The sequence below is a fragment of the Arcobacter sp. LA11 genome (genome assembly GCF_001895145.1).
Classification (GTDB): Bacteria; Campylobacterota; Campylobacteria; order Campylobacterales; family Arcobacteraceae; genus Halarcobacter.
Genome location: NZ_BDIR01000003.1, coordinates 15,371 through 38,019 on the forward strand (window position 1 = coordinate 15,371; position 22,649 = coordinate 38,019).

The 22,649-nt window shown below is 27.1% G+C and carries 22 protein-coding genes; 11 read left to right on the plus strand and 11 right to left on the minus strand.

The annotated features are described in order from the left end of the window. Positions 1-8: 8 nt before the first annotated feature. The 5 genes from tssF to tssA are packed head-to-tail and all read right to left on the minus strand — an operon-like array spanning position 9 to position 5,727. On the minus strand, positions 9-1,781 hold the full coding sequence (gene tssF, locus BT997_RS03885) for a type VI secretion system baseplate subunit TssF (protein WP_072680139.1): 1,773 nt from the start codon (positions 1,779-1,781) through the stop codon (positions 9-11). Further along, the gene (tssE, locus tag BT997_RS03890; RefSeq protein ID WP_072680140.1) at positions 1,771-2,187 is read right to left on the minus strand and encodes a type VI secretion system baseplate subunit TssE; all 417 of its coding nucleotides are present in this window, start codon (positions 2,185-2,187) and stop codon (positions 1,771-1,773) included. Before tssE ends, tssF begins: the two co-directional genes overlap by 11 nt. Before the next feature lie 4 nt (positions 2,188-2,191). Next, complete coding sequence (tssC, locus tag BT997_RS03895) at positions 2,192-3,670, minus strand: type VI secretion system contractile sheath large subunit (protein ID WP_072680141.1); 1,479 nt, start codon at positions 3,668-3,670, stop codon at positions 2,192-2,194. Between the two features lie 18 nt (positions 3,671-3,688). After that, the gene (gene tssB, locus BT997_RS03900) at positions 3,689-4,177 is read right to left on the minus strand and encodes a type VI secretion system contractile sheath small subunit (RefSeq protein ID WP_072680142.1); all 489 of its coding nucleotides are present in this window, start codon (positions 4,175-4,177) and stop codon (positions 3,689-3,691) included. Positions 4,178-4,185: 8 nt separating this feature from the next. Continuing rightward, a complete protein-coding gene (gene tssA, locus BT997_RS03905; RefSeq protein ID WP_174247190.1) occupies positions 4,186-5,727 on the minus strand; it encodes a type VI secretion system protein TssA in 1,542 nt (513 codons plus the stop codon). A gap of 310 nt (positions 5,728-6,037) precedes the next feature. Here tssA and BT997_RS03910 point away from each other — a divergent pair, with 310 nt between their 5' ends. Then, positions 6,038-6,538, plus strand: coding sequence for an NlpC/P60 family protein (locus BT997_RS03910; protein WP_072680144.1), 501 nt, complete (start codon positions 6,038-6,040; stop codon positions 6,536-6,538). Positions 6,539-6,596: 58 nt separating this feature from the next. After that, the gene (locus tag BT997_RS03915) at positions 6,597-7,652 is read left to right on the plus strand and encodes a tyrosine-type recombinase/integrase (RefSeq protein ID WP_072680145.1); all 1,056 of its coding nucleotides are present in this window, start codon (positions 6,597-6,599) and stop codon (positions 7,650-7,652) included. Between the two features lie 9 nt (positions 7,653-7,661). Here BT997_RS03915 and BT997_RS03920 read toward each other — a convergent pair whose 3' ends face one another. Genes BT997_RS03920 through prmC form a run of 4 tightly spaced genes read right to left on the minus strand, consistent with a single transcriptional unit; the run spans position 7,662 to position 11,316 of the window. Next, a complete protein-coding gene (locus tag BT997_RS03920; RefSeq protein WP_072680146.1) occupies positions 7,662-7,940 on the minus strand; it encodes a hypothetical protein in 279 nt (92 codons plus the stop codon). Positions 7,941-7,943: 3 nt separating this feature from the next. After that, complete coding sequence (locus BT997_RS03925; RefSeq protein ID WP_072680147.1) at positions 7,944-8,438, minus strand: hypothetical protein; 495 nt, start codon at positions 8,436-8,438, stop codon at positions 7,944-7,946. A gap of 55 nt (positions 8,439-8,493) precedes the next feature. Then, positions 8,494-10,464 (minus strand): M3 family metallopeptidase, encoded by a 1,971-nt coding sequence (locus tag BT997_RS03930; RefSeq protein ID WP_072680148.1) that lies wholly within the window; start codon positions 10,462-10,464, stop codon positions 8,494-8,496. Positions 10,465-10,488: 24 nt separating this feature from the next. Beyond that, entirely contained in the window at positions 10,489-11,316 is an 828-nt protein-coding gene (gene prmC / locus BT997_RS03935) for a peptide chain release factor N(5)-glutamine methyltransferase (RefSeq protein ID WP_072680149.1), read from the minus strand. A 194-nt stretch (positions 11,317-11,510) separates the two neighbouring features. On the opposite strand from prmC, the gene BT997_RS03940 reads away from it, so the two are divergent. Beyond that, complete coding sequence (locus BT997_RS03940; protein WP_072680150.1) at positions 11,511-12,185, plus strand: hypothetical protein; 675 nt, start codon at positions 11,511-11,513, stop codon at positions 12,183-12,185. A 39-nt stretch (positions 12,186-12,224) separates the two neighbouring features. On the opposite strand, the gene hemW is transcribed toward BT997_RS03940, so the two are convergent. After that, entirely contained in the window at positions 12,225-13,289 is a 1,065-nt protein-coding gene (gene hemW, locus BT997_RS03945; RefSeq protein WP_072680151.1) for a radical SAM family heme chaperone HemW, read from the minus strand. A gap of 55 nt (positions 13,290-13,344) precedes the next feature. On the opposite strand from hemW, the gene BT997_RS03950 reads away from it, so the two are divergent. From BT997_RS03950 to folP, 5 genes are read left to right on the plus strand one after another with little or no spacing between them, the layout of a single operon-like run. Then, complete coding sequence (locus tag BT997_RS03950; RefSeq protein ID WP_072680152.1) at positions 13,345-13,842, plus strand: RNA pyrophosphohydrolase; 498 nt, start codon at positions 13,345-13,347, stop codon at positions 13,840-13,842. 16 nt (positions 13,843-13,858) lie between these two features. Continuing rightward, positions 13,859-15,070 (plus strand): aspartate kinase, encoded by a 1,212-nt coding sequence (locus BT997_RS03955; RefSeq protein WP_072680153.1) that lies wholly within the window; start codon positions 13,859-13,861, stop codon positions 15,068-15,070. A 2-nt stretch (positions 15,071-15,072) separates the two neighbouring features. After that, positions 15,073-15,624, plus strand: coding sequence for a HobA family DNA replication regulator (locus BT997_RS03960; protein WP_072680154.1), 552 nt, complete (start codon positions 15,073-15,075; stop codon positions 15,622-15,624). Beyond that, positions 15,624-16,256: a DNA polymerase III subunit delta' gene (locus tag BT997_RS03965; protein WP_072680155.1), complete on the plus strand. Its 633-nt coding sequence runs from the start codon at positions 15,624-15,626 to the stop codon at positions 16,254-16,256. Before BT997_RS03960 ends, BT997_RS03965 begins: the two co-directional genes overlap by 1 nt. 1 nt (position 16,257) lies before the next feature. Next, the gene (gene folP, locus BT997_RS03970; protein ID WP_072680156.1) at positions 16,258-17,076 is read left to right on the plus strand and encodes a dihydropteroate synthase; all 819 of its coding nucleotides are present in this window, start codon (positions 16,258-16,260) and stop codon (positions 17,074-17,076) included. A gap of 2 nt (positions 17,077-17,078) precedes the next feature. Here the strand turns inward: folP and BT997_RS03975 are convergent, their stop codons facing one another. Continuing rightward, positions 17,079-17,909 carry a prephenate dehydrogenase gene (locus BT997_RS03975; protein ID WP_072680157.1) on the minus strand — a complete coding sequence of 277 codons (831 nt, stop codon included), beginning with the start codon at positions 17,907-17,909 and terminating at the stop codon, positions 17,079-17,081. A 109-nt stretch (positions 17,910-18,018) separates the two neighbouring features. Here BT997_RS03975 and bamA point away from each other — a divergent pair, with 109 nt between their 5' ends. From bamA to BT997_RS03990, 3 genes are all read left to right on the plus strand, one after another. Beyond that, positions 18,019-20,274: an outer membrane protein assembly factor BamA gene (gene bamA / locus BT997_RS03980; protein WP_072680158.1), complete on the plus strand. Its 2,256-nt coding sequence runs from the start codon at positions 18,019-18,021 to the stop codon at positions 20,272-20,274. Between the two features lie 14 nt (positions 20,275-20,288). Continuing rightward, entirely contained in the window at positions 20,289-21,347 is a 1,059-nt protein-coding gene (locus BT997_RS03985) for a dehypoxanthine futalosine cyclase (protein WP_375537751.1), read from the plus strand. 63 nt (positions 21,348-21,410) lie between these two features. After that, on the plus strand, positions 21,411-22,649 hold the full coding sequence (locus BT997_RS03990; RefSeq protein ID WP_083568443.1) for a pitrilysin family protein: 1,239 nt from the start codon (positions 21,411-21,413) through the stop codon (positions 22,647-22,649).

A 22,649-nucleotide genomic window follows, 5' to 3' on the forward strand; every position in this document is an offset into this window, starting at 1 on the left:
TTTATCTACTATATTAAATTTTGAGAACCAAGTTTTGCTGGCCATTCATATATCTCTTTATTTTGCATATCTACAGTTAGCTTATGAAAAGAATTTATATTACTATATAAAGCAAGGAACTCATTAAGTATTGAACAAAATAAGTATGCTTCTCCTACACATGAAAACTTATTAGGATCAATTTTTAATGAGACATGAATCCCTCTAATTGGTAACCCTTTATCAATCATTTCACAAGTTTTATATGAAATATCTTCTAGTCCTTTTAAATTCATAATAGTTTTTTCTTTTTGTTTTATATTAAAAGCACCATAAAAATCGTAAGTTTCAAGAATTGTTCTAAATGATTTTATATTATCAAGAGAAAGATAGTTTAAGGACATATTAGAAATGATTCTCCATAAAAAATCACCTGCAATTGGTGGTGGATAACTAACAGATGGAATAGTAATATTTTTAAATGAGAGGTTTTCACTATTTGATAATGCATTTGCAACACATATATCACCTAAAAGTAAAGTTGAAGGTAAATCCCTGTTTGTACATAATATTTTTACAGAAACAGTTGCATTTGTTTTTATAAGACTATTTTGTGTATCTGTAGATGCAAATCTTAGATAAGTATTTGTTCTTTCTCCATCAATTGATAATTTTATTCTTGAAGAATAATATTCGTTGTCATCATCTAAATGTTCAAAAGATTCAAAAGGTAAGTAATCTTGGTAGATATTTTTACTGGGAATCCATCCTCTAACTTTTTCTATTGAAAATATTTCACTATGATTTTTATCTAGTTCTGAAGGGACTATTAAAAATTCGTCTTGTTCTTGGTTTTTTCTAATAGGAACAGTATCCGTTTCAAATAAGTTGATTATTGGTGTACAATATAAAGAAAAATGTTCTTTTTTTAAAGTTTCTGCATGTATAAATCGTTTTGAGAAATGAATTTTTATTGTAAAACTTCTACTTTTTGATAAAATTTCATCTGAAATATCAGATATTTTATTTAAATTCATAACATCAACAAATAAATACTTGTCTTTAAAACAAAAAAACTCTTGAAGTAATATATATCCATCAAAAACATTTAATGGATATGGTGTCATTGTTTCTAATGAATTAAAACCAACTGGCATAATAGATTTTTTATCTATATGAAAATCACTGATAGACTTATCCTCTTCATCTTCTAAAGAAATTTCAATCTCTTCAATATAGTTTGTCAAAAATAGATATAAGTCTTGGGCAATAAATTTTGAACCACTTAAATACATTCTTAAATTATTGAAAACTAAGTCAGCTAATGTACCTGAAGTTGTCATATTCATTTTTAGTTCAAGTGAACTTTTTTTACCATGAATGAAATAATTAACATCTGCTAATTCAAGGGGCATAACGATTGTATCATAGGTAGTTCTAAATTTACATTGTAGAGAATCAGAGTTATTTTTACTTAATACTTCAGTATCTTTTTTAATTTTTATATTATTTACAGAATTTTTTATTGGTGAATATTGAATAATACTATACGAGGGTATAGGTCTTATATAGTTTGGCCATAAAAGTTGTACTAAAGTATGTGCAACTTCAGGAAGTTCTTGGTCAAGTTGTTGCTTTAGTCTTCCTGTTAAAAAAGAAAAACCTTCTAGTAATCTTTCTACATCAGGGTCTTGTCCTTCTTTAGAAAGATAAGTAGATAGTCCAGGATTTTTTTTAGAAAATTCTGCTCCAAATGTACGTAAAGAAGTTAGTTCCTCTTTGTAATAGTCGTTAAATGCCATCTTTATATATTTTCACTTTTCCATTTTTTAATAAATCTGCTTTAAAATTTATTTTTTTACTTTTCCCATTTACAACAAGATAACCTTCAATAAATATATTCATTTGATTTAAGGTAAGCTTTTCTCTTGAAACCCCTACTTTTGTTTTGTAAAGTCTTGGTTCATATTTCTTAATACAAATTTCAGAATGTTGCTCTATCATTTCAATAGAATCTTTCATACTCAAATTTATATTATTTAAATCAGGTCGACCATAGTCTTTTGCAATCTCTGCACTTCCCGCATTTGTAGAGAATATACGTGAAAGATTATTAGCAATAGAGGCATAAACTGCCTCTTCATTGCTTGTAAAATCTTTATCGTTTAATTCTTGAGATAATCTTTCAAATAGACTTCCTTTATACATAAACCTATTCTTTATCTAGTTTTCCAACTAATGATAATTCAAAGCTTGCACCCATATATTTAAAGTGAGGTCTTAACGAAATTTTAACTTTATACCAACCTGGATCATCAGCAACATCTTCAACTACTATTGCAATATCCTTAAATGGTCTTTTACTTCTGATTTCAGCACTTGGATTTTCTTGATTTGCAACGTATTGTTTAGCCCATTTATTTAATTCTCTCTCTAAATCTGCTCTTTCTCTCCAAGAACCAATATGTTCTCTTTGTAATACTTTGATATAGTGAGACATTCTTGTAATAGCAAAAAGGTATGGTAATTGAGTTCCTAATTTATAATTTAATTGTGCTTCATTACCTTCTGGAGTATTAGGGAATATTTTTGGTTCTTGTGCTGAAGTTGCAGCAAAGAATGCAGCAGAATTACTACCTTTTCTCATAATTAAAGGAATAAACCCTTGCTCAGACAATTCAAATTCTCGTCTGTCTGATACAAGAACTTCTGTAGGGATTTTCATTTCAATATCACCCATACTTTCAAAAGTATGTACAGGTAAATCTCTTACTTCACCACCAGATTTTGGCCCAATGATATTTGTACACCATCTAAAGTTTGCGAAACTGTCAGTTAATTTACTTGCAAATGGATAAATAGTATTTCCCCATAAGTAATTTTCATGATCTTTTGATACATTTTCTTTATAAACAAAATTTGAAATAGGATTGTCTTCTGGATCATAAGGAGCTCTTAGTAAAAATCTTGGAAGTGTTAACCCTACATATCTAGAGTCTTCATTTTTTCTAAATCCTCTCCATGCAGCAAATTGAGGTGAACTCATAACATCTTCGATATCTTTTAAGTCAGGTAATCCTTCAAAGCTTTTTAAACCAAAGAATTTTGGACCAGCTGCTGCAATAAATGGAGCATGACTCATAGCTGAAATTGAAGCTACTTTGTTTAAAAATTTGATATCTACATTAGATGGAGATAATTCGTAATCTGCAATAATTGTACCTACTGGTTCTCCACCAAATTGACCGTAACCACTTGTATATACATGTTTATACAATCCTGTTTGTGTAATATCTAAACTCTCTTCAAAATCTTCCATTAAGTCTTCTTTAGAAACATTAATAATTTCCATTAGGATATTTTGTCTAAAGTCTGTTCTTTCTACAAGCATGTATAGTCCACGCCATTTTGATTCTAAAGATTGGAAATTCTCATGATGTAATATTTCATCCATTTGTGCAGAAATTTTTTCATCTATTTCAGCAATCATTTTATCAATAATTGATTTATTTACTTTTTCATCTTCATTGTCTGATTTAATAAGTTCTTCTATTAGAGCGCCTACTCCTGATTTTACTACACCATATGTATCGTCTTCTTGAGTAAGACTTGTTTGCGCTACAATACTATCTAGTAGACTAAGTTGTTCTAAATCAGTCATATTTTGAGCTATTGATTCTTCTGTTGACATAAACTTCCTTTATAAATTTTATTCTTTAGAACTTAAATTTAGTTCTGACATTAATGCATCTCTTTCTTCTTTAGATGAAATTGCATTTTCTATTGCTTTTCTAAATGCTGGAACATTACCTAATGGACCTTTTAGTGCCATAAGTGATTGTCTTAATTCCATTAAAACTTTCATTTCTGGAACATTTTCAACAATTTTTTCTGGTGAAAAATCTTTAATACTATTAATATTTAAGTCAACATTTAAAGATGAATCTTCATCATCAATTAATTTATTATCAACATTAAAAGAAACAGATAGATTTTGACCTTTTAAAACGTCATTAAAATTACTTTTATCAATTTTAATAGCTTTTCTATCTTCTACAGGAACTTTTTCTTCATTTGGGTTATAATCTCCTAATAAAGTAACCTTATATGGTATTTCTACATCTTCTTCCATATCTCCAGTTGCTGGTTTATATGTAACGTTAATTCTTTCTTTTGGTGACTCTGATTGTTTATTCATTATTTCTCCTAATTTATTTTAATTTCAAATGCACTATTGATATCAGTTTTACAAAGATTTTTATAAATTAAATCTAATTTATCGCTATGGATATCAATACTAGAAAAAGAAGTAAGAAGTAGATTGTAAACTTTTGATGCAAGTTTTGGGTTCCATTCATTTAAATGAAACTTTTCTATATCTTTTTCTAGTTCTTCTAATAATGCTAATGCAATTTCTTTTTTATTAAATTCAATTGCAAGTTCTGCATGATGTAACCTCCAATTAAATTTTTCTTCTGTATTTGATGAACTATAATATTTTTGATTTAATAAATTCATAGCTTCTTTTATTTTATTGTCATTTGCAAGTTCATAGATAATAGATAAAAGCTCTTCATTATCGTCTATGGTTTCTTCTTTATCAGTATTATCTGATGATTCTTCTTTCGATGTTAGTTCTTCTTGTATCCATTTTTTTGCTTTTTTAGAGGCAAAAGGAGTATTATCTACAAAATGTAAATCTAAGATGCCATTATTTGTTTTTAAAAAACTAATAAGTGTATTTTTAATTTCTTTGGCTTCATTATAATTTTTTGTTTTTTCTAAAATATTATATGAATATAAATGTCCATCAATCCAAAAAGGTGATACTTCAAGTATCTCCTCTGCTAGGTAAAAAGCATCATCGTATTCTTTGTTTTTATATAGATTTTCTAATTCATCTAGCTCTAATTCTGAAGGAGGATGAAGAAAAGTTTTATTGTTTTCAGAATTTGGTAAACCTTCTGTATCAAGCCATGTAAATAGTCTTGTAATTCTAAGTGCTTTTAGATTTGATATATTTTGTTTTCTATAATAATTTGTAAGCAAAGAACCGCTCTTTTTAAAGCTTCTTAGTACTTTTATTGCATCAGATTCATTGTTAATTTCTACTATTTCATTATTTATTTTATTGTTGATAGGCTGATTATTTTTTTGATTTTTTAAAGGTGTTTTTTCTTCTTTTTCTTTTATTTCTTTTTCTTTTGAAATTTGTATGTTTTTTTCTTTTATTAAATCTTCTAAAAATTGAATAATTTTTCTAAAATTATTATTTTCAGATTCTAAATGTATATTAATATTCTTATTTAGACTTTTAAAGAGTTCTAGAAATTCTAATTCATTTGTTATAGTTTTTTTAGAGTTTTCATTTGCAAGTATATCGTTAGTTAATGTATCTTCTAACCAAGAAAAGATATTTGTTTTTGCTTTTTTTGATTTTGGATAAATACTTTTTTCAAATTTTTCCAAAAGTTTATTATAGATAAGAATTCCATTTTTAAGGCCTTTCCAAGAGTCGTTTCTCCATAAACCATAAGTTAACCATGATGCAATTTTTAAATCTTTACTTTCAGAAATCAAAAATTGTTCAGAATTTTTTACAACAATTTTCCAATCAGTACTTCCATCTTGAGTTACACTATTAGTTTTATCTACTTCTTGTTCTATTAATAAAAAGGAATCTTCATATTTGCAGTCTTCGCCGCATGGCAAACTACTGGTAAACTCTTTTAATATCAAATCGTGCAAATTTAAAAACCTTATTTTTATACAAATTTATTATTTAAAAATGATAATATTTATTACCAATAGTGCGTATTCTATCTTTTTATTTTTTAAATCAACTTTAAAAGTTTATTAAAATATTATAAATCTATTTCTATATTTATTATAAGTATATATATTGGTTTGTTATTAAAATTAGCTCTTCTTAAATTATTTTTATATAGAATGCATAAAAATATTTATAAAATAATAGTTATCTGAATTTATTATAAAAATTAATTAAGGATAAAAGGTTATAATTTATTTTATTATTCAAAATGGGAGACTTTAAATTATGAAAAAAGAAATTATATCATTATTTGCAGTTATTGCTTTATTCTCTGGCTGTGAGCATGTAAATCAACCTCAAACAGCCACTAACAATACTGAAATAGAGAAAAAAGAAGTTGTTCAAGAATCAACAAATGTTGCCTTAGATATGAAAAAAGAATTAGCTGAATTTTACAATATTTGGAAAAATACAAAATATAAAGCTGGTGGAACTAATAAAAGAGGAATTGATTCTGCTGCTTTGACTCAATTATTTTTTAAAGATAGATTAGATCTTAATATTCCAAGAAGAGCATATCAGCAATCTAGAGCAGGGATAAAAGTAAATAAACAAGATTTAGAAATGGGTGATATTATTATATTAAAGAGAAAAAAAGAATTTTATACTGGAGTATATATGGGGGAAAATGAATTTATTCATTCTTCATTTAAAGGTGTAAAAATTGAAAAACTAGATAAGTCACCATATAAAAATATTTATCATTCTGCAAGACGAGTATTTTAAAATATTTATAAACTTATAAAATCTAAATTATGTTAAAATTCTTTTTTAAAGGGAATAAATGAGATATGATTTAGATTTTTGTAATAGTTTTGATAAAACGCTTCTTTTTTGGATTGAAAGATTTGTTAGAAATAAACTAACTACGCTTTCAAACTCAAATGTAAATGATAAGGATAAACTGGCTTCTATTATTCAGTCTTTAGTTAAGGGAACAAACTCTATTGATGAATTAAAAGTATTAGTTAAAGAAGCAAGAAACATTGGATTAAGTGGAATAAATACATATTTTAACCCCCTATTAAAATTATACAAATTTTTGAAAAATCTAGGGCTAGCATCTATGAAAGAGATAGATGAAGAGCTACTTAGTGATTTCTTAGCAAGTGAAACTAGTGGTTTATCAGATGCTACTAAAAAAAATCATAGAATAGCTTTACTTGCCCTCTTTTCATATATTGATAAACAAAATGAAAACTTAGATGGGAATTCTTATCTTTTTAAAATTGAATTAAAAAACTGGGGAGGATTACGAGGCAATTCTGGCTCAAAACTTCCTGCTTATATGAATAAAGAAGAAATTAATAAATTCTTATATGCAATTGATACATTTGAATTTTCTTCTGAAACAATTTATAGAAATAGATTAATTATAAAAATGATAATTTATACAGGTATTAGAGTATCTGAAATTTTAAATTTGAAAATAAAAGATATATATAAAGAGGAAGATATATATATTTTACAAGTAAAAGGAAAAGGTAATAAGCCAAGAGTTGCGATGATTAAATCTAAAATTATTGAAATTGATTTACAAAATTGGTTAAGTCAAAGACTTTGTAATAATGACTTACTTGTCTGTAATAAAAAAGGAAATAGATTAACGCAAGCATATGTAAGTAGAATAGTTGAGCAAATACTAATAAGTGCAGGAATTAGAAAAGAGAAAAATGGTGCACATATGTTAAGACATAGTTTTGCAACTTTACTTTACCAGAAGCATCATGACCTTATACTTGTACAAGAAGCTTTAGGTCATGCTGATATAAATACTTCGAGAATTTATACTCATTTTGATAAAGATAGATTGAGAGCCACTACTAATTTAATGAATTAGTTTTACAATTTACCAAAGAGAACCTGTCTCTAAATCATCTGTTATAGAATCTTCAATTTCTAAATAAACTTCTTCATCATAATCTATATATAATGAATAGTCTCCAATACAAAGACTATTTTGAATATTTCTTTTATTTAAGTAAGCATCTTCATTTCCATTGGAAAGATCTGATAAATAGTATTCAACCATTGATGGTGCCATACTGTTTATCACATTGTCTAAAGAATCAAAACAATTGACACCAAAAGTTGAATACAAAGAAGTTTTGTTTAAAAGTAAAACCATTTACTAATTATTAAATCCATTTAGTAATGAAGCCATTCTATTCAAATCTATTTTATTTTCAGAAGAATCATTTTCTGATGAAGGTTTTTCATCAGTATTTACAATGATTTCTTCAATAGATTCTCTAGCTTCTGATTTTGAATGCTCATCTACTTTTTCTTGTTCATTTTTTTTACTATCTTCTGTTATATCATTTTTCTCTTTTTTTATAGGACTTGGTTCATTTTTTTTACTTAAAAGTCCTTCTATCTTACTTAACATAGAATTGATATTTGATGAATCTTTTTCTGTATTGTCTTGAAGAATATTTACATTATCTTCTAAATCTCTTTTTTCAGATTCAATATCATCTATTTTAGCTTTTAGTTCACTATTTTCATTATTTAGTTTATCATTATCATTTTGCAGTTCATCATATGAGTTTTGAAGTATTTCATATGCATTTATTAACTTTTCTAAAGCTTCATTTAGTTTATTTATAGTTTCTGCGTTTGTCATTAGTTTAGGTCCTTAAAATTATCATATATTATTAGAAACGTTATTATTGCAAAATTTAGCTAATAATTCCATCAATCTTAAGTAAAGAGTCAACACTTGGGTTTCTTGAAGCTAATTCAAAAAATAGTTTATCCATATCTTTTGAACCACCATTTTTAAGTATGGTATCTTTATATTTTATTGCTAACTCTTTATTTAATACTTTTCCTGAATCAATAAACATATAAAAGGCATCTGCACTAAGCACTTCTGCCCATTTGTATGAGTAATATCCAGCTGCATAACCTCCTGCAAATATATGAGAAAATCCATTTTGGAATTTATTATATTTTGGTGGCTTTATTACTGCATATTCCTCTCTAATACCATCAAGTAACTTTTGAACTTCTTCTTCACTTGTATATAGTTTTTGATGTAATTTAAAATCAAATAATGCAAACTCTACTTGTCTTAACATCGATAGTGACGATTGAAAGTTTTTTGCTTTAATAATTCTATCAATTGCTTCATCACTTAATACCTCTTGTGTTTCATAATGTTTTGCAAATAGTTTTAGAACTTCTTTGTCATATGCAAAATATTCTAAGAATTGTGATGGAAATTCTACTACATCCCAAGCAACACCAGAAATACCACTAACCATAGCTTCTGGAACTTTACTTAATAAATGATGTAAGGCGTGACCCATTTCATGAAATAATGTCACAACATCACCATGTCTTAATAGTGAAGGAGTTGTATCATTTGATTGAGGAACATTACATACTATATATGCAGTTGGAAGATTTTCATTTCCTTCATTATCTATATAGTGAGAATGCCAGTTATTCATCCAAGCACCCCCTCTTTTTTCTTTTCTAGCTTCCATATCTATAAAGATTCTAGCAATAGTTTTTTCATTTTCACTAATATCATAAACTTTTACTTTTTTATCATCCCAAGATTTGGCATCTGTTTTTGTAAATTTGATATTAAATACTTCATTTAAAAAATCAAAGAAACCATTTAATACAGAGTTTTGTTCGAAGTATGGTCTATAAAACTCTTCATCTAAGTCATACTTTTCTTTTTTTAGTTTTTCGCTGTAATATCCTAAATCAAAACTTTTGATATCTTTTAATTCATCTTTTAAGGCATACTCTCTTACTTCTTCAAGTTCTTCTTTTGCTCTGGTCTTTCCTTTAGAAGCTAATTCTTCAAGAAAAGCTACAACATCTTCTTCATTTTTTGCCATTTTAGTCTCAAGTGAATACTCAGCATAATTATCAAAACCTAAGATTTTGACCATTTCATCTTTTAGTTTTAATATTTCTTCAATAATCTTTCCATTTTCTGGAGCTCTAGTACAATAGGCTTTATAAATCTCTTCTCTTTTTTCTCTATTTGTACCATATGTAATATATGCTAAATAAGATGGCATTTGTAAAGTAAACTTATATTTAGTTTTTCCATCCTCTTCATATGAAGCAAGTTCTAAATCTGATTTAGGAATTTCTTTTACATCTTCAAAATCTTCAATTATCATTTCAAAAGCATTTGTTGCATTTAATATGTTTTGTGAAAACTTATGAGATAACTCACTAAGCTTTAGATTTAACTCTTTTAGTATTTCTTTTTTTTCGTTATTTAAATGACAACCACTTAATTTGAAGTCTCTTACCTCATTTTCTAATACTTTTTTTTGTATACCATTTAAAGATATTTTAGTGTTATCTTGTATATCTTTTAAAGATCTATAAATATTATCATTTTGACTTATCTCAGTTTCGTAATTAGAGATTAAAGGAAGACACTCTTCATACACTTTTTGCGTTATTTCTGAATTCTTAACTGAGTCTATATGAAAGATAGGTGTAACAAAATCACTGATGCTCTCCCCTATTTCTTCAAATGGCTTTACAAAATTTTTGTAAGTCTTTTCTTCTATTTCTAATAGTTCATCTATTTTTTCTTTACTACTTGTTAAAAGTGTTTCTAAATCATTTTTACTATTTTCTAAATTATCTAAATTAAATTCTTTAAACATATATATTCCTTTTCTATTTATTGTTTATTTTTTAAATTGTACTGTAAAGCCTCTATCAAATTTTTCATAGTCTTGATAAAAACTGTATTCTTTTACCTCAAAAGATTTTAAATAGTCTTCTAAAGGTTTCTTTTGGTCATAACCCATTTCACAAAGTAAATAAGGTATTTCTTTTTCATTTGTATCTTTTATGATATCTTTTAATAATTCATCACCAATATTTCCACCAAAAAGAGCATTTGATGGTTCAAACTTTACATTAGGAGGAAGTTTGTAATCATCTGCTATATATGGAGGGTTAGAGATAGTCATATGAATATCTGTTTCAGGCACATTCTCATATAGGTTAGAAAGCCTAAACTCTATTTTATCTTCAACCTTATGCTTCTTTGCATTTTCTCGTGCAAGTTCTAGGGCTTTTTCGTTTATATCAACTGCAATGATTTTTACATTTTTAAGTAATAATGCAAGCATCACAGAGATAATACCGCTTCCTGTACCAATTTCTATTATATTGATTGTTTCTTTTTTGTCTTTGAAAATTTCAATTGCATTATCAATCAAAAGCTCAGTTTCAGGTCTAGGTATTAAAACACCCTCTTTTACTAAAAAAGTCTCTCCATAAAAAGAGGCTTTGTTAATAAGGTATTCCATTGGATAGTTTGTTGCTCTTTTATTTACTAGTTTTTCTAGTTCTTTTATTTGAGTAAACTCAGCATTTGCATTTAAATGAAGCCAGATAACATTCTTGTCTAATATGTGACCTATCATCATCTCTACTTCTTTTGCGGGTATATGAGTTACTAATTTTAGTTTTTGTGAATATGTTCTTACACAATCTTTTATTGTCATATAATTTATTTCCTTTAATAAAAGCAGATATTATAGTAAAGCTTTGACTAATATATGATAAATTTATCAAATATTTTATATTCTTGTTAAGTTTTATTTGGTATAAAATATATGAGATAATTATATTATATGTTTGTGTATCAAAGATCTTAGATTATAAATATGTTTAATAATTAGTAAAGGATAAGAAAAAGATGGAGTTAAAAGATAAAATAAGTATTGGGATTTCTGTTGGGGCATTAGTAGTTGCATTATTATCCCTTTCTTTGTCAGGTATTATTTATCTGAAAGAAAGTAAAGAAGACTTATTAATTAAATTTTCAAATCATCACTTTGGATACAAAGTTCCAATATTGAAGGGATATGGTAATAAATATCCAGCAATAATTCCATTAAGATGGAATTGTTTAATTGTTAACAATGGTAAAATACCTGTAACTATATCAAATATCAAAACAATCCAAATCTCATCAGATTTTCCCCTTGAACACTCTAACGTTTCATCAAGTTTTATAGATAGTAAAAATAAGAATATTTCAACTCCTTTGACATTGCAACCAGGCGAAGCAAAAACTATGAAATACGTAACTACAATTCTTTTGACACCAGAAATTTATAATCATATTAAAGATAAGTATCCAATAGGTACGAAAGTATTGTCGCACAAATTAAAAGCATATTTATTTAGTAAAGGTGTTGATTTTTATGGAAACAAAGTTAAACAAACAATATTTTCGGATGGTACAAAATTAATTACATATCCAATCGATATTAAACAAGGAAAGCAACAAATATTTGTTATGAAAGTAACTACATCAAGAGCTAATACTTTTAGTATAATGTTTTCACAATATCAGCAATTTGATTAATAAAAGAATAGTTTTTAATTTTAATTATTAAAAATTCTATTACTCCAAAACATAAAGTGCTAACTCATCAGCTAATAAAAAGTTCTTATTAATAATTGTTGTATCGTTTTGAAATAGTTTCTTTTCTTTTACTAAATGACCGACTTTTTCTAGCTCTTTTTTAGTAAATAATGATTTATCTACTCCTAAAGAGCATCTAAAACCTAAAAGTACTTGTTCTACTTTTTTATCTTCTTTACTTATCTCTTCATAGTCGTATTTTGTTGGGGTTTGTATATACTCTTCTATACTTTTATTTGGATAATATCTTTGATTATCTATAAAACCTACCGCTCCTGCACCAACTCCTAGATAGTTTTTATGTTGCCAATATCCGTAGTTGTGTTTTGATTCTTCCTCTTTTGATTTAGAGAAGTTTGATATCTCATATTGGTTAAAATCATTTTTCTTTAAGTACTCAAATAGTTTATATGATAACTCTTCATCATCTATTTTTATTTTTGTATTATTAAAGAATTTTGTACCTTCTTCTAGTGTTAAAGAATAGGCACTTATATGAGTTACAGGAAGAGAAAAAATAGTATCAAAATCTTCTTTTATACTCTTTAATGTATCTCCTTCAACTCCATAAATTATATCGCAGTTAATCCTATTAAAACCTATACAATCAGCATTTTGTATAGCATTTATAGCCCCTTTACTGTTATGCGCACGATTTAGTTTTTTTAGCTTTTCATCATCAAAACTTTGTACTCCAAAGCTTATACGATTTACACCTAAATCTTTCATTCCTTGAAGCCAATCTTTTGTAGCTGAATTTGGATTACTTTCACTTGTTATTTCACAGTTTTCTGACAAATATGGGTTTAATATATCAAACACTTCTTTATAGAGTTCTACTTTTACTGTACTAGGAGTCCCTCCTCCTATGAAAACAGTATTAAGCTTTTCATTATTTTGTAAGTTTTTGTTTAAGTCAAATTTTAATTGTTTTTTTAAGGCTTCCATATATTGTTTTTTTAAATGAAACTTATCTGTATAGGTGTTGAAAGCACAATAGTAACATTTGCTATCACAAAAGGGTATATGTATATATAAAAGCAATTTTTAATCCTAAGTTTATTATAATATCAGGCTAATTATAAGGGAATTATTATTTATGACTGATAAAGAAATAAAAGAAAACAGTAAAGAAAAGAAAAATTATAGACCAAATGTAGCGGCTATTGTATTATCAGCAAAATACCCTGAAAAATGTGAGATTTTTATTGCTTCAAGAACTGATGTAGAAAATGCATGGCAATTCCCTCAAGGTGGAATTGATGATGGAGAAAGTGCAAATGAAGCTTTATATAGAGAACTTGAAGAAGAAATTGGTACAAGAGAAATAGAGATAATTGCTGAATATCCAGAATGGGTAAGTTATGACTTTCCCCCTGCTATTGCAAAAAAAATGTATCCATTTGATGGGCAAATACAAAAATATTATTTGGTTAAATTAAAAAAAGGTGCAAAAGTTAATATAAATACTGAAATACCTGAGTTCAGTGAGTATAAGTTTGTACCTACAAAAAATATTTATGATTATATTACTTTTTTTAAGAGAACAGTATATAAACAAGTATTGAAATATTTTAGAAATGAAGGTTTTATTTAAAAGGTAAAGAAGAAGAATGTTAAAAGTTTTAAAATTTGGTGGTACAAGTGTTGGTACACTTGAAAGAATTCAAAATGTTGCAAATATTATAAAAGATATAAGAGATGAAGGTCATGATGTAATAGCTGTAGTTTCAGCTATGAGTGGTGAAACAAATAAATTAATCGAATATGCTGAAAATTTTTCAAAAGCTCCAATAGCTAATGAAATGGATATGTTATTAAGTTCTGGTGAAAGAGTTACATCAGCTTTGCTTTCTATAGCTTTAAATGAACAAGGTTATAAAGCTACTTCTATGAGTGGTAGAGAAGCTGGGATTGTTACTGATAATGCTCATACAAAAGCTAGGATTGAATCAATTGATACAACAAATATGAAAAATGCTATTTCTGATGGTAAGGTTATTATTGTTGCTGGGTTTCAGGGGATAACAGAAGGTTCAGGCAGAGTCTCAACTTTAGGTCGTGGAGGTTCTGATTTAACTGCTGTTGCAATTGCTGGAGCAATAAAAGCAGATGTTTGTGAAATATATACAGATGTTGATGGTATTTATACAACAGACCCAAGGATTGAACCTAAAGCAAAAAAATTAGAAAAAATATCATATGATGAGATGTTAGAACTAGCTTCATTAGGAGCAAAAGTTTTACAAAATAGATCTGTTGAAATGGCGAAAAAATTAAATGTAAATTTAGTATCTAGAAGCAGCTTTACGCCAGAAGTTGAAGGTACGTTAATAACTAAGGAAGAGAATATTATGGAAAAACCAGTTGTAAGTGGTATTGCATTAGATAAAAATCAAGTAAGAGTTGGTATGTATGGAGTAACTGATAGACCAGGTATTGCTTCATTAATTTTTACAGCATTAGCAGATGCAAATATTAATGTAGATATGATTGTACAAACTGTGGGTGTAGATGGTAAAACTGATTTAGACTTTACAATTCCAACTACTGATTGGGAAATATGTAAAGATGTAATGGAAAACTTCAAGAGTGATGCTGAAAATATTGATTACAATGAAGCAATTTGTAAAGTTTCAATAGTAGGTGTGGGAATGAAATCTCATACTGGGGTTGCTTCTAAAGCATTTACAGCTTTAGCTAAAGAAAATATTAATATAAGAATTATCTCTACTTCAGAAATTAAAGTATCTATGATAATAGAAGAAAAATATGCAGAGCTTGCAGTTCGTTCACTTCATGATGCTTATAACTTGGATCAATAGACGTGCAAGAATTTTTAAACTGGACAGTAGATACAATCAGGGAAGATAGATTAATTTCTCCTTGGTTAGAAGAAAAAAAATATGAATGGGTTCCTTTAGTATCTAAATCAGTGGTGAATCTTTTTGATAAAGGGTGTTCTGTTCTTATTATTACAGATAGTGATAGAGATTGGTTTTTAAAATATATTATGACAAATATTAATTCTCAAAAGCAAAACCGTCCTTTTTTACCTTTTTATAACTTTAAATCATTCTATAAAGACTTAGATGATTTTAAAACAGAAGATGATATCAATTTTATAAAAGATATGTTAAATATTTCTTTTCCAAATGGTTATTGTTTTTGGTATATTGGAAAAAGTAATGATACTAGAGCAACTTTACCAAAATTTGCTAAGAATTCGTTTCTTTGGATATTTGATGAAGAAGTTCAAGATGCATTTAATTTAAAAAACAGTGATGAAGCATTGGATATGAAGTTACTTCAAATGTTTAGACTTTATAATAAAACATTAAGTGCAGCACTTTTTGCAGAGATTAACGTAGAACACTAATGAATATTACAAAAATTGAATCTTCTTATATTTTGATTGTAAATAGTATTGATGATACTTTAAATTCTTTGTTGCCTCATTATTCAAAACATAATGTGAGGATAATTAGAAATGAAGAAAAAGATGAATTTTTATTAGCACAAGCAAATGCTGTAACTAAAGAAGCTTACATTTCATCAAATGAAAAAAAGTATATTATTCTTTGTGGAAAAACATTCAGAAAAGAGGCTCAGAACTCTTTACTTAAAATACTAGAAGAACCACCTTCTAATATTGTTTTTATAATTATTACAAATTCAAAATCAGCAATATTACCTACAATTTTTTCAAGAATTCCACATAAATTTTTTAGAAAAGATATTAATAGAAAAAGTATAGGTTTAGATATCCTGAAGCTTGATTTAAAAGATGTATATGCTTTTTTAAAAGATAATCAAAGAATTACAAAAAATGATGCAAAAGAGATTGTCGAATCTATTCTTTTTAAGGTAAACTCACAAAAAGTAAAACTAACACAAAATGAATTAGATGTATTTTCTAAATCAATTAAATTATTAGAACTAAATTCTCGACCTATAAATGTATTAACAACTTTATTACTTACACTTTTAAATAGGAAAAAAACTATTTAATATGGATATTTCTACAAATTATCAAACAAAGATAATGGGTGTTATAAATGCCAATGAAGACTCTTTTTTTAAAGAAAGTAGATTTGAAGGTGCTTTTGCTATTTCTAGAATAGAGCAAATGATTAATGATGGGGCTAATATTATTGATATTGGAGGTGTTTCTAGCAGACCTGGAAGTGTTTCTGTCTCTTCTGATGAAGAACTTTTTAGAGTAAAACCTATAATAGATTCAATATATGAACAAAGACTTTATGACAAAACTGAATTTTCTTTAGATTCTTATGATCCTTTTGTTTTAAAGTATGCATTAGATAGAGGTTTTAAAATTGTTAATGATATTACAGGCTTATCAAATGATGAAGTATGTAAAATTGCCTCTTATTATAATGCAAAAGTTGTAATAATGCATATGCAAAATAATCCTAACAATATGCAAAAAAAACCTGAATACAATGATGTTGTATTGGATATTGATAATTTTTTTAAAGAAAGAATTAAAAAAGCTAAATCATTTGGTTTAGAAGAAATTATACTAGATGTTGGAATTGGATTTGGAAAGACTCTTACTCATAACTTAAAATTACTAAAAAATTTAGATTATTTTAAACATTTTGGATGTGAACTATTAATTGGAGCAAGTAGGAAATCTATGATAGATATGATCTCTCCCTCTTCTATAGAAGAAAGACTTCCTGGTACTTTAGCAATTCATTTAGCATCTATTGAAAATGGAGCTTCGATAATAAGATGTCATGATGTTAAAGAACATAATCAAGCTATAAAAGTACAAGAAGCTATAAAAAGAGCTGAAATACTATAATATTATAGTATTTCATGTAGTGTATTTGCTTTTTTCATCCAGTTTTTTAACTCTTCATAATCTTCTTTTTCAACCATTTCTCTGACTTTATTCATGTGTATTTCAAAAAGGTCTATAGATTCTAAAAGGTTATTTCTATTTTGTCTAAAGATATCTGTCCACATATCTGGACTTGATTTTGCTACCCTACTCATATCTTTAAATCCACCTGCTGCTAGTGCTATAATTGATTTTGGGTCTTCATGATTCATTACAGTGTTTGCAAGTGAATATGAAATTGCATGGGGTAAATGAGACATATAACAAGCATGAATATCATGTTCATGAGAATCCATAAATATTATTCTCATTCCAATTTCTTGAAAAATATTTATAGTTCGGTTTTTATGCAGTTCATCATTGTCTTCTAAATTACATAATACAACAGCATTTCCTTCATATAAACCATCAATTGCAGCTTTTGGACCAAACTTTTCTGTACCTGTCATTGGATGTGCTGCAACAAAATTTTTTCTTATCTCTTTTGGAATATTTTTTACTATTATTTCTTTTGTCGACCCCATATCTAATATAGTTGTATCTGGTGATATTCCAATTAAATCATCCATCATATCTAATATTGAGTCAACTGGAATAGCTAAAATAACGATATCTGATTTCTTTTTTAAATCCTCTAGACTCATTAATTCATCTACTAAATTTAACTCTTCTATTTCTTTTATTGTTTTTGGTGTTCTTGCATAGCCATATATTTTATTTACAATTCCATATTTTTTTACTGCTTTTGCAAAAGAACCACCCATAAGTCCAAGACCTACAATACCTATATTCAAATTTTTAACCTTTAATAATTTTTTTAAAGATATGATTATATCTTAAACCTCCTATAAACTTTATTTAGATATATTATTTAGCTTTAATTATAATTTTATAAGGATTACTGTGAAAAATAAAAGTATCTTATTATCCGTAGCTTTAGCTTCGTTACTTCAAGCTGAGCAAATTACATCTATTGAATATGTTAATTTAACAAAAATTTCGTCTACTATTGCCAACGAAACACTTGATATGAACGTTGGACAAGAATTAGATATTGATAAAATCAATAAAGCTATTAAAAATTTTTATAAATTCAATTATTTTGATGATATTGTGGTAAATAGTAATAATGGAAAACTTCAAATTGTTTTTGATGAAAAGCCTTCAATAGCAAATGTTGATATTGTTGGTTATAAATCAAGAGAAGATGATATTGAAATATTAAAAAAACAAATTGGTATGAATAGAGGTACGCTATATTCTGCTAAAAGAGTAAAAAAAGCTAAAGAAGAGCTTTTAAATGATCTTGAGCGAGCTGGATATATCAATTCTGTCGTTGAAGTTGATATTGAAAATTTAAATGAAGATGCAGTTTCAGTTACTTTTAATGTAAATAAAGGTGATGAAATTGTTATTAAAAATGTTAACTATTTTGGTTCAAAAAATTTAGAACAAAGCGATTTTGAACAAGTCACTGCAAACAAAGAAGAAGAATTTGCTTCTTGGTTTATTACTCAAAATGGTGGAGAGTTAGATGGTGAGCAATTAAAATATGATAGTCAGAGAATAAGAGATTTATATTTAGAACATGGATATTTAGATGCAAAAATTGAAAACCCTTTTGTGGAAGTTGATTTTTCATCAAATCAAGCAGAACTAGATTTTTATATTGAAGAAGGTAGGCAATATCAAACTAATTCAATTACAATTTATGTAAACTCTGAAATTATAGATCCAAAAGAAATTTATCCAGAATTATTATTACGAAAAGATAGAGTTTTTAATGTTAAAAAATTAAGAAAAGATTCAAAGTATATTAAAACATTAATTTCAGACTTAGGGTATGCTTTTACTCAAGTACAATATGATATTAAAAAAGATGAAAAAAATGGAACAGCGGATGTTATATTTAATGTAGTTCCTGGAGATAAAGTATATATTAGAGATGTTAAAATTTCGGGTAATACTAGAACTTTAGATAGAGTAATTAGAAGAAATGTTTACTTAGCTCCTGGAGATTTATTTAATTTAACTGATCTTAATGATTCAAAATCAAAATTAAAAAGAAGTGGATATTTTGAAGATGTTAGATTAGAACAAAAAAGAATTAGTGCAGATAAAATGGATCTTATTGTAAAAGTTAGAGAAGCTTCCACTGGTAACATTACACTTGGTGGTGGATATGGGTCTTATGATAAAGTAATGGTTAGTGGATCGATCGTTGATAAAAATATTTTTGGTTCAGGTCTTACTTTGGGTCTTTCAGCTGATTTATCAGCACGTAAATCAGATTTTTCTTTAACACTTAAAAACCCTTCAATTAGAGATAGCAAGTTTCATGGAGATATAGATATTCATAGTGGAACTAATGAAATTAATAATGAAGTGTATGATTTAGAAAAGGAAACAAAAGGTTTTTCTGTTGGGATAGGTAGAGAAATTTTTAGAAACTTAAAAGTTGGTGCTAGATATAAACTTGATTTCATACAAGAGAGATATGAATATGATGAAGATGAAGTTGATACAAGTACTGGAGGTCCATACTATACAGACCAAGAATATATAACAAGTTCTATTACTCCATATATCAATTTTGATAATACAGATGATTATTATACTCCAAGAAGTGGTTTTAAAATTGGGTCTTCTTTAGAGTTTGCTGGTATTGGAGGAGATTCAAAATATTTAAAAAGTTCTTCATCTCTTAAATATTTTTATTCTTTAAATAAATTATATGATTTAGATTGGATTTTAAGATACAAGTTACAAGCTAAATTTTTAGTTGACAATGGACAAATTAATCAAGGGGACTCTTTATATTTGGGTGGTCCAAAATCTTTAAGAGGTTTTAAATCTTTTGCTTTTGGACCAAATAGAGATGATGGTATTGTTGAAGAACCTTATAAAGCTATGGCGGCAACATCAGTAGAATTAAGTTTTCCTTTATCTGAAGCTGCAAAAATGAGATGGGGAGCTTTTTATGATTATGGAGCAATTGGAAAAGATAATATAGATGATATTCAAAGATCGAGTGTTGGTGCTCTTTTTGAATGGGTTTCTCCTTTTGGACCAATTCAGTTAATCTATGCCTTACCTCTTGATGATGAAGAAGACGATGATACTTCAAATTTCGAATTTTCTTTAGGGTCTAGTTTTTAATCATGGTTAAAAGAATGGATATAACAAATAGAAGAATAACAAATCAAGAAGCACTTGATTTAATTCAAAATGCTTCTTTAGTTGAATTAGGTGAATTAGCAACGAAGAAAAAAGAAATACTTCACCCTAAAAAAGTTACTTCATTTGTAGTTGATAGAAATATCAATTATACTAATGTATGTTGGGTTGATTGTAAGTTTTGTGCTTTTTATAGACATGGAAGAGATGAGGATTCATATGTTTTAAAGTTCGATGAAATAGATCAGAAGATTGAAGAGCTTTTAGCTATTGGAGGAACTCAAATCTTAATGCAAGGTGGTGTTCATCCTAAACTTAAAATTGATTATTATGAAGAACTAGTATCTCATATTCATACAAAGTTTCCTCAAATTACTTTACACTCTTTTTCTGCTATTGAAATCTCATATATTGCCCGAGTATCTAAAATTACAAAACTTGAAGTTTTAAAAAGATTACAAGCAAAAGGTTTAAGTTCAATTCCAGGTGCTGGGGCTGAAATTTTAAGTAATAGAGTAAGAGATATAATTGCTCCAAAGAAAATGGATGCAGAAGAGTGGCTTGAAATCCATAGATTAGCTCATTCAATTGGTATGAAGACAACTGCTACTATGATGTTTGGTACAGTTGAAACAGATGAGGAAATTATTGAACATTGGGAAATGATTAGAAAACTTCAAGATGAAACAGGTGGTTTTAGAGCATTTATTATGTGGTCATTTCAAAGTGAAAATACAAAATTAAAAGAAGAAATTCCAGATTTAAAACCACAATCTTCAAATAGGTATCTAAGATTACTTGCAGTTGCACGATTATATTTAGATAACTTTAAAAATATGCAGAGTTCTTGGGTAACACAAGGAAGCTATATCGGACAAATGGCTTTAAAATTTGGTGCAAATGATTTAGGAAGTACAATGATGGAAGAGAATGTAGTTGCAGCAGCAGGAGCTTCAAATTGTATGAATCAAGATGAAATGATAGAACTAATTCGTGATGTTGGAGAAAATCCAGCAAAAAGAAATACTGCATATGAGATATTAGAAAGGTTTTAATATCCGATGAAAAAAGAAACTCTCAAATCAATATTAATATTATTATGTTTACAAGGATTTTTAATGGCTGCTTCAATAAAGCATGAAGAAATAAATGGTATAAAAGTTCCAGTTGTTTTTGAAAAAGATACAAATTTACCTATTTTAAATTTACAATTAATTTTTAAAAACTCAGGATATATACAAGATAAGGAAAAAAGTGGTGCGGCTTCAATTTCAGCAAAACTTTTAAATGAAGGGACTAAAAAGTTAGGTTCTACAAAGTTTGCACAAAAGTTAGAAAACTCAGCTATATCTTTACATACAAGTACTGGGTTTGAAACATTCGTCATTGAATTATCTTCTTTAAAAGATGTTCATGAAAAAGGTTTAAAACTTTTAACAGAGTTATTAGAAGACCCAAATTATGATGAAAAAACTTTAGAAAAGATAAAAACTATACAAATAGGTTCTTTAAAAAGAAAAGAAAATGATTTTGATCATATTGCAAGTAAGAACTTAAAAAAACTTATTTTTAAAAATACACCATTAGAAAATCCTTCTTCTGGCTCAATTGAATCAATTTCAAAATTAAAAATAAATGATATTGAAAAGTTTTTAGATACTACTCTTGATTTAAATAATTTAATTGTTGTTGCAGGAGGAGATTTTGAATATGATGAGTTAATTTCAAAAGTAAAAAAGATAATAAAAGTATTAAATTCTAAAAAGAAAAATAAATTAGCAAATATTATAGTTAATGATGAATCAAAAACTAACACTATATTAAAAGAGACTCAGCAAGCATACGTTTATTTTGGTAGTCCCTTTAATGTTAAAGTTAATGACAAAGATTCTTATATGGCAAAAGTAGCTTCTTTTATTTTAGGTGGGAGTGGTTTTGGTTCTAGACTTATGGAAGAAATCCGAGTTAAGAGAGGTTTAGCTTATTCTGCTTATGGATATGTATCTCAAAATAAATCTCATTCTTTTTTTACAGGTTATTTACAAACTAAACTAGAAACTGCTGATGAAGCAAAAGAATTAGTTATCTCAATAATTAATAATTTTGTAAAAAAAGGTGTAACAAAAGAAGAATTACAATCTGCAAAAAACTTTTTACTTGGAAGTGAACCTTTAAGAACAGAAACATTATCTCAAAGATTAAATAGAGCTTTTACTCTTTATTATAGAGGTTTAGAACAAAATCATTCACTAAAAGAGTTAGAAAAAATAGAGAATCTTAAACTTGAAGATTTGAACAATTATATAAAATCTCATAAAGAGATTAAAAAATTATCATTTTCAATAGTAAGGAAATAG

Excerpts from the sequence above, each read along its gene's own strand:
- tssF (WP_072680139.1), bottom strand. The coding sequence starts at position 1,781 with ATGGCATTTAACGACTATTACAAAGAGGAACTAACTTCTTTACGTACA.
- tssE (WP_072680140.1), bottom strand. The coding sequence starts at position 2,187 with ATGTATAAAGGAAGTCTATTTGAAAGATTATCTCAAGAATTAAACGAT.
- tssC (WP_072680141.1), bottom strand. The coding sequence starts at position 3,670 with ATGTCAACAGAAGAATCAATAGCTCAAAATATGACTGATTTAGAACAA.
- tssB (WP_072680142.1), bottom strand. The coding sequence starts at position 4,177 with ATGAATAAACAATCAGAGTCACCAAAAGAAAGAATTAACGTTACATAT.
- BT997_RS03910 (WP_072680144.1), top strand. The coding sequence starts at position 6,038 with ATGAAAAAAGAAATTATATCATTATTTGCAGTTATTGCTTTATTCTCT.
- BT997_RS03915 (WP_072680145.1), top strand. The coding sequence starts at position 6,597 with ATGAGATATGATTTAGATTTTTGTAATAGTTTTGATAAAACGCTTCTT.
- BT997_RS03920 (WP_072680146.1), bottom strand. The coding sequence starts at position 7,940 with ATGGTTTTACTTTTAAACAAAACTTCTTTGTATTCAACTTTTGGTGTC.
- BT997_RS03925 (WP_072680147.1), bottom strand. The coding sequence starts at position 8,438 with ATGACAAACGCAGAAACTATAAATAAACTAAATGAAGCTTTAGAAAAG.
- BT997_RS03930 (WP_072680148.1), bottom strand. The coding sequence starts at position 10,464 with ATGTTTAAAGAATTTAATTTAGATAATTTAGAAAATAGTAAAAATGAT.
- prmC (WP_072680149.1), bottom strand. The coding sequence starts at position 11,316 with ATGACAATAAAAGATTGTGTAAGAACATATTCACAAAAACTAAAATTA.
- BT997_RS03940 (WP_072680150.1), top strand. The coding sequence starts at position 11,511 with ATGGAGTTAAAAGATAAAATAAGTATTGGGATTTCTGTTGGGGCATTA.
- BT997_RS03950 (WP_072680152.1), top strand. The coding sequence starts at position 13,345 with ATGACTGATAAAGAAATAAAAGAAAACAGTAAAGAAAAGAAAAATTAT.
- BT997_RS03955 (WP_072680153.1), top strand. The coding sequence starts at position 13,859 with ATGTTAAAAGTTTTAAAATTTGGTGGTACAAGTGTTGGTACACTTGAA.
- BT997_RS03965 (WP_072680155.1), top strand. The coding sequence starts at position 15,624 with ATGAATATTACAAAAATTGAATCTTCTTATATTTTGATTGTAAATAGT.
- folP (WP_072680156.1), top strand. The coding sequence starts at position 16,258 with ATGGATATTTCTACAAATTATCAAACAAAGATAATGGGTGTTATAAAT.
- BT997_RS03985 (WP_375537751.1), top strand. The coding sequence starts at position 20,289 with ATGGATATAACAAATAGAAGAATAACAAATCAAGAAGCACTTGATTTA.
- BT997_RS03990 (WP_083568443.1), top strand. The coding sequence starts at position 21,411 with ATGGCTGCTTCAATAAAGCATGAAGAAATAAATGGTATAAAAGTTCCA.